The following is a 10,760-nucleotide window of genomic DNA, read 5'->3' on the forward strand; positions in this document are numbered from 1 at the left end:
AAGATAACTATCTTGTATTGAATTTTTACATAGAATAAATACAAATTAATTACCAAAATTGTATCGAAGCGTAAATCCTGAGCGAATATTAGTAAGCGGGAAAGTAGTTGAAATTACTGCTTTGGAGAATGAATGATCGTAATAGAAAATAGCCGTTAGGTTTTTACTAAAAGCATAATCGGCAGCTACACGCAGTTGCCAAATGTTTTGTCCCGCAGCCAATTGATTGTTATCATAATCCAAATAACGAACAATAGTTTGATTGTTTCGATAAGACAAATCTGCTTTTACATTGATATCACTTTTGATGATACCTGTTGGATTATCGGCCAAACGAGATGAAAAAATTACATCCTTGAAACGATATCCTAAGCCTACAATATATTCTACACCTTTTACCTCAGTCAAAAGATTATTATCAAAACTCATTGATAAAGCTCGGTCTTTTTTGATTTCGGTTAACACTTTAAAAGAATTTTTCAATTCAAAATCCAAACGCATAAGCGGACTGAATTGTTCTACTAAGTTCACGTTGGATATTACGGTAGGATTATAAAAATTACCATTAGCATCTACTCCATTTGGAGTTTTGGTGTATTCAAAATTAGAACGATAATCATTGATCGAATACGAGGCTCGGTAGTTGTGCAATAGTGAAACTCTTTTAAAATTATTCTTAAAAAAAGTGTACCTCATGAAACCATTGTATTTGATAGACCAGTTTGGTATAGGGAAACTTCTAAAAATTCCAGTCGATACATCATTGGCATTACCTCCAGTATATGCGGCTAAAAATGCAGGTAACAAAACCGCTTGGTTATTTTTACCATACCCAATTGGAAAACCATCTGCATCAATATTTCCAGGATTAGTAAGATCTATACCTTTTTGTTTCGCTAATCGATTGGCTACAATAATTCGATTGGCTCTGAAATCATCAAAAGCGGCAGAACCACTCTCATCACTCCTTGAAAATGCTGTTTTTACCAAAACTGTAGATATAGAAAACATTCCATAACTATAAGGAGACAAGGGAGTATACTCTCCAGCTATTACACTATACTGTTCTGATGAATTCTCAGAATACGCTCGGTCTGCAGTTAAGTCTATTTTGAAATCGGGAAACAAATCAACATTAGCAGTAGCTTTTAGTATTTTATTAGTTACTTGTGTATAATTTTGATTAAAGTCTTGATAGGTGGTCAACCAACCTCTTTTGGCCGATTCATATCGAATATCATCTTGACTTCCAAATATGAACCCAACTGAAGGACGAGAAGAGCCCAAGAAACCAACACTAGGAGTAAAACCTGGCAATACAGTTCCGCTATTGTGAGTATAATTGACTTGAACATTTTTCACACTTGTCACTACCCCAATCAATCCGTCCATAAACGGACTTCTTTGCTGTAATGGCTTAACGGCTGTATTGACAACTTTTTCGCCTGGTTTTGGGGCTACAGCTTTTGGTTGAGCAGCACTCGTAGCTGGTGATTTTTTGGACAATCCAATGTATTTATAGAAAGTTTCCATAGCAAAAGAAGCATTCAATATTTTCGAACTCGCGTTTTGAATTGTATTTCCTAAATTATAGTCTACACCACCAATTGTAACGTTATCAAAAGCATTAGAAGCTCGTTGCCAACTGTAATCGCCTTGATAGGTGAAATTGGCTTTTACAAAACCAAATACTGGTATTTTATTTAGCGGAATATCATAATTCACAATAAGTTGTTGCATGTGCTGATTAGGATCGCCTATGTCAAAATAACTGTCCCATATAGTAAACGAATCAATAGGTGTATTATCAGCATTCAAATAATTTTTTACAATGTTATTAGAAGAGGCTGTGTAATTTACTCGTAACGATTTGGTTAAATTATAATTGAAACCGTATTGATAATTAAAATTAAAATTTCTTCTGTATAAAGGTTCTAGACCAATTCCAACTACATCTACTTGGCGAAATTGTTGGCGATTGTATTGTCTGATTACACTACTGTTAAAGGTAATATTGGTAGGTAGAAAATTGAAATTAAAATCTTGCAACCACTTCCAATACTCGCTTTTCTTTACAAATGTTTTTTTCTTAAATGGCTCATAAGGGTTGCTTTTAAAACTATAGGCATAATTTACTGTAGTGTTACTCAGTTGATCGGTATAACTTTCGATTTCGTAATCATGGCGTTCTACTTCATTATAAGATTGTGAAAAAGTAAAATTCTCAGGATCATACACATTAGGTTTTTGCTCTGGACTTCTTTCCTTTCTAACACCAATAAAATTAATACTGGTTCGTTTCGTATAATCAATTGCGCGACTTTCGAGGTTATCTCTTGTTTCTTTATCCGAGGTTTCTCTAATTAATTGTTTTAATTTAATATCTTGATTAAAAGGGTCATATTCTGGAGTAATCACTTCTTCTCCAATTCCGTAATTAAAAGGCAAGTTGATTCCCCATTTTTTTGGCAATAATTGTCCTAAATTCAAATTGGTCACTACGCCATATTGTTGTATATCTTCTCTACTTCTTTCGTTCGGACTTTGTTCTAATGCCCCAAAACCAATGGTTGTTTTTCTTCCTGTTAGCGAAAGTGTAGCAAAATCTGCCATATTGGTATCAATATTTAACAAAGCAGCCATTCCCCCTTGGTTGTCCATATCAGCCAAACGGAGTTCATTGAACCACACTTCTCCAAGAATTGGTTGTCTTAACTCATCACTTTTTACCCCAACCATCAAAGTTCTTACTAATCCAAAATTAGGATTCCCTTTGATTCCTATTCGTAATCTATTGGTTTTACCAGACAATGAATTATCCAATTCGTCTTCAAATTTATAAAAGACACCATCTGCAGGAAGTGTGGAAGGATCTATACTCATGGCTAGAATTTTCAATTTGGTCAACAAATCCAATTTTAAATCCATTTCATTGGCTTCAGGCCAAACAGATGAAGCATCTGCCTTGCAATCGGAGGAGGGAGCGGTTACTTGTAAAGGGATTTCTATTTGATAAAAATTTTCGGTGAAATCATTTCCAAAACGAATAAAACCTACCATTTGGTTGTCTCTCAAAGCAACTTCATTAGGCAAGGATTCCGCATGAAGAAACATTTTCAGTTTGTTATACTGACGCATATCAATACTCACGTTTTTAAAAACTGCTCTTGAATCATTGGGTTCTAGGCCGTCTCCTGAAACACGCAATGCCAAAGATTGCTCATTTTGATTAATTACGGTATTGTTATTATACAATTGCTCTCTTATAACTCCTGGAGGTGTTACATAATTAATAGGACAACGCTCATTGTTTTCTTGAATATTAATTGCCAAAACATCTAATGTTGTATTGTCATCAGCAATGTTGGTGTCATTAAAATCCAACGAATTGGTATACCTTCTCCACTCGCCTCGTACCAAATCTAAGGCTCCAAAACGAAGTGTAATGGGCGACTCAAAATTGGTCATAAACATTCTCATGAATCGGATAGAACGAAAATCAGATATACCACCAATAGTATTTTGAGGTTGTGATACTGGAATTTTAAACTGAATCCATCGAGCTTCTGTAGCCGAACCATCAGGCAATGTTACCTGTGTATTTCTAATATCAGTAATATAATTTTCTCCCACATTCATATTGGGCTTCATATCAATACTGTATTCATAATAAGCATTGATCGTATTCATAGTATTATCGCGGTTGATATCTTCTACATCAGGAAAAGTAGTCGAACCTCTGTTGGCATCCGAAATATTGACTGCTGAGTTTCCATCCGTTCCGTTGTAGTTTTTATAACGATCTAAAACACCTCCCGTAGTATTCTCAAAATAGGTGTAATCATCCCCAGCAGGGTCTTTTTCAGAAGCATAATTAGCATATACTGTAGCTTCTTGATCGTTTTTCATTCCATCTAGACCTATGTCTTGATTGGTTCTATTGGAAGCATTTCCATCAAAAGCATAAATCAAGGATTGGGAGGCTGGAACATCTCCCCAAATAGGTCTTGGGTTTACAACTAATTGATCTGGACCTAAACCATTTTCATATTGTTTCCTACCATCTTTTAAAACATCTTCCGATATTTCACCTAAATTAAAATAGACCTTACCTGAATTTGTAGGAGCAATATTTCCCTTTCCTACATAAGGATCTAATACCCAAAATTGAATATATTCTACGTTGCCTTGTTCAAAATTGGTGGTATTGATCGCACGCATAATTCCGCCAAAATTATCTTTTGGTGTATTGGCAAAGGTTGTCGAATTGTTGTAAGGTCCTCTTTCTTGAGGATAATAACTCAAATCGAGCGTATTTACTACTTGAGTTTGACCCTGTGCAATATCCGTATTGGGATACAATTCTTCGCTAAAAATTCGACGAGTTGCATTTAAAGAAATATCATCATTTGAAATTCCTGTTGGTTTTTGAGTATAAAATAAGGGATCAATGGTATACCAAGCCAATTTGGCTCTTTTGAAACCATAACTCAAATCGTTGGAACTTTCGTTAAAATTGTAGAGACTTTCGGAATCGTTTACTGGTGTTGACGACAAACTCCAAGCAAAAGGAGAGCGCAAATCGATAGTAGATTGAGAGCCTTCAAAATCATCTACATAAATGGTGGATTCGCCATCAAAACGATCGGCTTTTGGGGTATCAGGTTTCAAGAAGGCAACCTCAGCTCTAACCGATAAATTAGAGGGTACATCCGTATCAATATTGGGTAATTTATTGACTAATCTGGTAAAAAAGGGGACTTCGGAAGCAAAATTTCCATTGAACCCAAAAATGGTGTTATTTACAGATTCTTGGCCGTAATTGGATTTTTGAGTAAATGGCCTTTCGGACATTTTCAAATAGGTTCCTCCAAGTACAAACTTATCTGAAATTTTATGTTCTACATTTACTCCAATAAATCTTCTGGTTTGTTGCCCAAAAATGGAATTATTTTCTAATGAAACTTCAACTGGAGTATTCGAAGCTAGTAAAGATGGATCCAAAATTTGCACTCTCCCTAATTGGTAATTCACGCTATAATCTACACCTTCTACCAAGCGTCTTCCTGCAGCAGTCACCACTACTGATCCTTGCGGCACATTGAGCGCACCAATTGGAATTCCATCACCGGCAGATGATTTATATTTACCTCTAATCAAATACTTATTTTTATCAATATCTTGTAATGCTCCCGCTTGAGTGTTGCGATACATGCTTCTAAAAACATATTTCTTTTGATTGGGGTTATAAGTATCAATATCTGCATAATTCTCTAACGAATTTGGTGTCTTCAACTTAGAGAATATCAATTCTCCAAACGGTTCTTTGGTAGTAAACATGATTCTACCATTTTGAGCGTCGATGGTTGTTCCTGGAATAAAATCAAAAAAACCATCTCCACCTGTTTGTGGATCATTATTAAAATTTAAGCGATCTAAATTGAATACTTTCAATAGAGGAGTTTCGGCGACTTTATTCTCTGGAGTTGGATTAGAGGGAAAAGGAGTTCCTGCAACCTCAGTAATATAATTAATAGGCGAAGGATCAGCATACAAGATATTCATTCGAAAATCTTCTTGCTTCAATTGATACCCCCCGGGTACTTGATAAATGTTTTTCATCATCAAGTTCCAGATTGGATCTTTCACATTGGTCAAGTTGCTTTTGAGCATTTTCAAAATCAAACTTTGAGTAATAATTGCTTGAGGAGCATTATTATTCCCCCCCACAACATTGGTGGCATCTACCCCATCATTTCCAAATTCACCCACCTGATATACTTGATCTCCAATGGTATATTGATAGGCTACAGCCAAAACCTCATCATTACTCAAACGCTGCTGTAATGAAATGAACCCTAGTTTGGAATTAAAAGTATATTCATTTGCTGTAAGTTTTCTTGCATTTTCTAACTTAGAATAATCCCTTCCCTCGGTGACGGTGGTATTAAAACCAGAACTTGAGGTGGCTATTTCTCTAATATTTGAATTCAACAATCCTGTTCCAGTAGCAATCTGAGCAGGATCATAATCATTATTCGAATTATCTGAAGGTGAATTCGCTGGGTTGTTAAAAATGCCTGTTGATGGATTCAAAACAACCACTTCATTATCGGTTAAATCCGTTAATTGAGCTTCTCCTAAATCCTGAAGCGCAATAATATTTCTTAAATTATTGGAAGTTGCATTTACTCGATTTTGTTTATTGGTAACCCATACTTCAATACGGGTAATTTGTACTCTACTATCAATAAAAGGGTAGCCCTCAAGAGCTTTGTCGTATCGACTTCTAAAATATTGAGACAAGAAAAAATGACGATCATTGTCATAATCCAAAGCAAAAAGTTCATAATTCTGAACAGTACCTCCACCCTCGGCAACCAAACTTCTGGTTTGTGATTTTTGCTCTGAAAAAACACCTGTAAGGGTAGTTTTTCCAAATTGCAATTGTGTTTTTACACCAAACAAACTCTGCGCCCCACGAATTAAAGAGCTGTTGAGAGGCAAGCTGACGTTTCCTACTTCAATTTTCTGTATAATATCATCTTCTGAAGGAGTATACTCTAACTTGATCAAGTTTTGAAATGCAAAAGTAGATTGCGTATCATAATTGGCATTAACGCCCAATCGTGTTCCCACTTTCCCCATCAAGCTCATACTGATGCGCTGATCAAAATCGAAAGAGGTATTAGCCCTATTTCTAGGCGAGAAAGAAGGATTATCTTGTTTGGTATAGCGTACCCCTAGATCCATTTCTACTGAACCTGTTGGTTTTACATCAATGGTATTACTACCAAAAACCGATTCAAAAAAACTAGATTTAATATAATAACGAGGCAATAAATCTTTTTTAGCGGCTTCTGATCCTTGTTTTTTTCCATCAATGGCATCGGATTTTTTCTTGAAGTAATTGCGTCTTGATTCTTGTAGCACTAACTTTTCGTACTCTGCAGGAGTAAGAATTATAGGGAAATTGATGGTGATTCCGTCAATAGAATTTGTATACACATAGCGATCTGTTATTGGATCGTAAGTGTAGGCAGCTAAGATACTTTTCGGGTCTTTAATTTGAAGTTTCCCTACCGTATATCCTTTTTTTACCGTGTCTTGTACTGATGGGCTTGCTTGACCATACGATACAAAACTGGCACATACCACAAGTAAAAAAATACAAATTTTATGCATGCAATGGGACTCTCTTGGTTCTATTTACAAACTTTTTAAGGCTTTCTTAATAATTGTTTCAACAGTAGCTTCAGGTTCGGCTAAGACAATTTTTTCGATAACTTTCTCGCAAGTCTTTCGAACAAAACCTAAAACCTCTAGTGCAGATAACGCTTCATCTTTGTTTGTATTGCTTTGTGATACGGAAAGTTCGTCTAAATCGTATAATTTTATTATTTTATCTTTCAAATCCAAAATAACACGCTGCGCCGTTTTGTTTCCAATCCCTTTTATAGATTGAATAGTAACCACATCTCCTGAAGCAATAGCATTGGTAATTTGTTTGGGATCCAAAGAGGAAAGCATTGTTCTAGCAATTCCAGCTCCAATTCCTGAAACAGATAATAGTAACCGAAAAATTTCTCTTTCGGATTTTTCTATAAAACCATACAAAGTATGAGCATCTTCCTTGATTTGAAGATGAGTAAATACTTTTACAAAATCCGTATTGGGCAATAAAGAATAAGTGTGTAACGAGATATTGATATGATACCCCACACCACCACAATCTATAACGATATGGGTGGGGGATTTTTCTACTAATTTTCCTTGTAAATGTGCAATCATTTATTTTTTTTAATGAACCAAATATAACAAAAAAGTCCAGCATTTGGTTGAAAATCATCTGCTGGACTATAAGTAATTTCAATTGGTTTAATTAGCTGCTTTTTTCTTTTCTTTTTCTTGAGCATCTATGATGGCTATGGCGGCCATATTTACCATTTCTTCTACACTTGCACCTAATTGAAATATATGAACCGGTTTACCCATACCCAACATAATTGGACCTATAGATTCCACTTTATCCAATTCTTTCAAGAGTTTAGAAGTAATATTGGCCGATTCTAAATTGGGAAACACCAAGGTGTTGACTTTTTTATCCGCTAGTTTAGAAAAAGGGAATTTAGCTTTAAGCATATCTGGATTCAAGGCAAAATCTGCTTGAATTTCTCCATCAATACATAAATCTGGATAATTTTCATGCAAATAGGCCACTGCCTCACGAACTTTCCCTGCACTTGAACTGGTTGAAGAACCAAAATTAGAATACGAAACCATTGCAATTACTGGTTCTACCCCAAACATTCTTGCTGTTTTAGCGGTCATCAATGCAATTTTAGCCAAATCATCTGCCGAAGGATTTATATTGATTGCAGTATCAGAGAAAAACATGGGACCACGTTTGGTCATCATAATGTTTGCAGTAGCTACTATTGAAGCTCCTGGCGCTTTATCCACCAATTGCAACATGGGTTTTACTACAGAGGGATAACTTCTTGAATGGCCACTTACCAATGCATCGGCTTCACCAACATTTACCATCATTGCGGCAAAATAATTTCGTTCGCGCATCAACTTTTGAGCATCCAAAAACGAAATTCCCCTTCTTTTTCTGGTTTCCCAATAGGCCGTTGCAAAACGATCTCTTCTTTCTTCTTCTTCTTTTTCCTTGGGATCAATGATGGGAACATCAGCATCAAAACCAATTTCCGCTTTCAATTCTAAGATAATTTCTTTGTTACCCAACAAAACAGGAAATCCAATGCCTTCATCGTGAACAATTTGAGCTGCTTTGAGCACATCCAGATGGTCTGCTTCGGCAAAAACTATAGATTTAGGATTTGATTTGGCCCTAGTAGTAATCATTCGAACCAATTTGTTATCATGCCCTAAACGATCCAATAAATCGACTTTATATTTTTCCCAATCAGTAATGGGATTTTGTGCTACACCAGAATCCATAGCCGCTTTAGCAACAGCTGGAGCTACAACTGCAATCAGTCTTGGATCGAATGGTTTTGGAATAATGTATTCGCGTCCAAAAGTCAATTTTGTGGCGCCATAGGCTACGTTCACTTGTTCAGGCACCGATTCTTTGGCCAAAGAGGCCAACGCTCGAACGGCAGCCATTTTCATGGCTTCATTGATTTTAGTAGCACGAACATCTAAAGCACCTCTAAAAATATAAGGAAATCCCAACACATTATTTACTTGATTTGGATAATCCGAACGTCCCGTTGCCATAATGATGTCTTCTCGAGTAGCTATGGCTAAATTGTATTCAATCTCAGGATTTGGGTTGGCCATGGCAAAAACAATTGGATTTTCGGACATGCTCAAAAGCATTTCGGGGGTCAAAACATCGGCTGTAGATAATCCTAAGAACAAATCACAACCTTTCATCGCTTCTGCCAAGCTTATTGACTCGCAATCTCTTGCGTATTTGCGTTGTAATTCGGAGATAGAAGGATTGTCTTTTGTCAACAAGCCTTTGCTATTAAACATGTATACATTCTGTGGTTGTATTCCTAAAAGCACGTACAAATCTGTACAAGCAATAGCAGCAGAACCCGCTCCAGAAACGACCATTTTAATATCTTCAGCTTTTTTGCCAGCTAATTCTAAGGCATTAAGTAAGGCTGCCGAAGAAATAATGGCTGTTCCATGTTGGTCATCATGCATTACCGGAATATTCAATTCTTCTACCAATCGCCTTTCGATTTCGAAAGACTCAGGCGCTTTGATATCTTCGAGATTTATTCCTCCAAAAGTAGGAGCGATATTTTTTACTGTATCTATAAATTCGTCTACATTTTTAGTCCCAATTTCGATATCAAACACATCGATATCCGAAAATATTTTGAACAAAAGTCCCTTTCCTTCCATTACTGGTTTGGAAGCTTCTGGACCGATGTCACCAAGTCCCAAAACCGCAGTTCCATTGGTAATTACGGCAACTAAGTTTCCTTTTGCAGTGTATTTATAAACGTTATCTACATCTTTTGCGATTTCTAAACAAGGTTCAGCAACACCAGGTGAATAGGCCAATGACAAATCTCTTTGTGTGGCATATTTTTTTGTTGGAACTACTTGAATTTTTCCAGGAGTTGGCTTTGCGTGGTATAATAAAGCTTCCTTTCTTTTATTGTTATTTTCCATTTTTTTTAGATTTTATATGGATTACAAAGATAAAGTACAAATCATAAAACTGTCTTCAAGAATTTAATTAATGTACTAAACTTTGTTATTCAACAAAAAAGGCTGTAAAAACAGCCTTTAAAAAGTCATAATTTATTTTTTTCTATTGTGTAATATATGAATTTAATTGTGCTATAATGTCTTTTTGCATTTCTATGGTTGCTTTTACTACATCACTGATTGAAATTATTCCAATTACATCGCCATTTTCAATAACTGGTAAATGACGTACTCTCTTAGCATTCATCAACTCCATACAATATTCTAATTTATCTGAGGGTTTCACTGTGTACACTTCAGTTTCCATAATCTCGCTAACTAAAGCTTTTTTGGATGATTTTGCTTTCAAAACAATTTTTCTCGCATAATCTCTTTCCGAAAGAATTCCTTTTAAAACTCCATCTTCAATGATTAAAATAGCTCCAATGTTCTTATCACTCATTACCGTTAACGCTTCGTAAACAGTATTGGTAGAAGGAATAGAATAAACTATCTTTCCTTTATTACTTAATATTTGATTGACTGTCATATACTTAAAATTTTAATCAGCATAAAGT

The 10,760-nt window shown here is 35.6% G+C and carries 4 protein-coding genes; all 4 read right to left on the minus strand.

What is annotated here, in order from left to right:
* Positions 1 to 45 precede the first annotated feature (45 nt).
* Complete coding sequence (gene sprA / locus ACSVH5_RS07265; RefSeq protein ID WP_438060780.1) at positions 46 to 7,185, minus strand: cell surface protein SprA; 7,140 nt, start codon at positions 7,183 to 7,185, stop codon at positions 46 to 48.
* A 24-nt stretch (positions 7,186 to 7,209) separates the two neighbouring features.
* On the minus strand, positions 7,210 to 7,791 hold the full coding sequence (gene ruvA / locus ACSVH5_RS07270) for a Holliday junction branch migration protein RuvA (RefSeq protein ID WP_438060781.1): 582 nt from the start codon (positions 7,789 to 7,791) through the stop codon (positions 7,210 to 7,212).
* An 87-nt stretch (positions 7,792 to 7,878) separates the two neighbouring features.
* Complete coding sequence (locus tag ACSVH5_RS07275; RefSeq protein ID WP_438060782.1) at positions 7,879 to 10,164, minus strand: NADP-dependent malic enzyme; 2,286 nt, start codon at positions 10,162 to 10,164, stop codon at positions 7,879 to 7,881.
* 142 nt (positions 10,165 to 10,306) lie between these two features.
* Positions 10,307 to 10,732 carry a CBS domain-containing protein gene (locus ACSVH5_RS07280; RefSeq protein ID WP_438060783.1) on the minus strand — a complete coding sequence of 142 codons (426 nt, stop codon included), beginning with the start codon at positions 10,730 to 10,732 and terminating at the stop codon, positions 10,307 to 10,309.
* Positions 10,733 to 10,760: the final 28 nt, after the last annotated feature.

It is taken from the genome of Flavobacterium sp. RSSA_27 (genome assembly GCF_051547125.1).
Taxonomy (GTDB): domain Bacteria; phylum Bacteroidota; class Bacteroidia; order Flavobacteriales; family Flavobacteriaceae; genus Flavobacterium.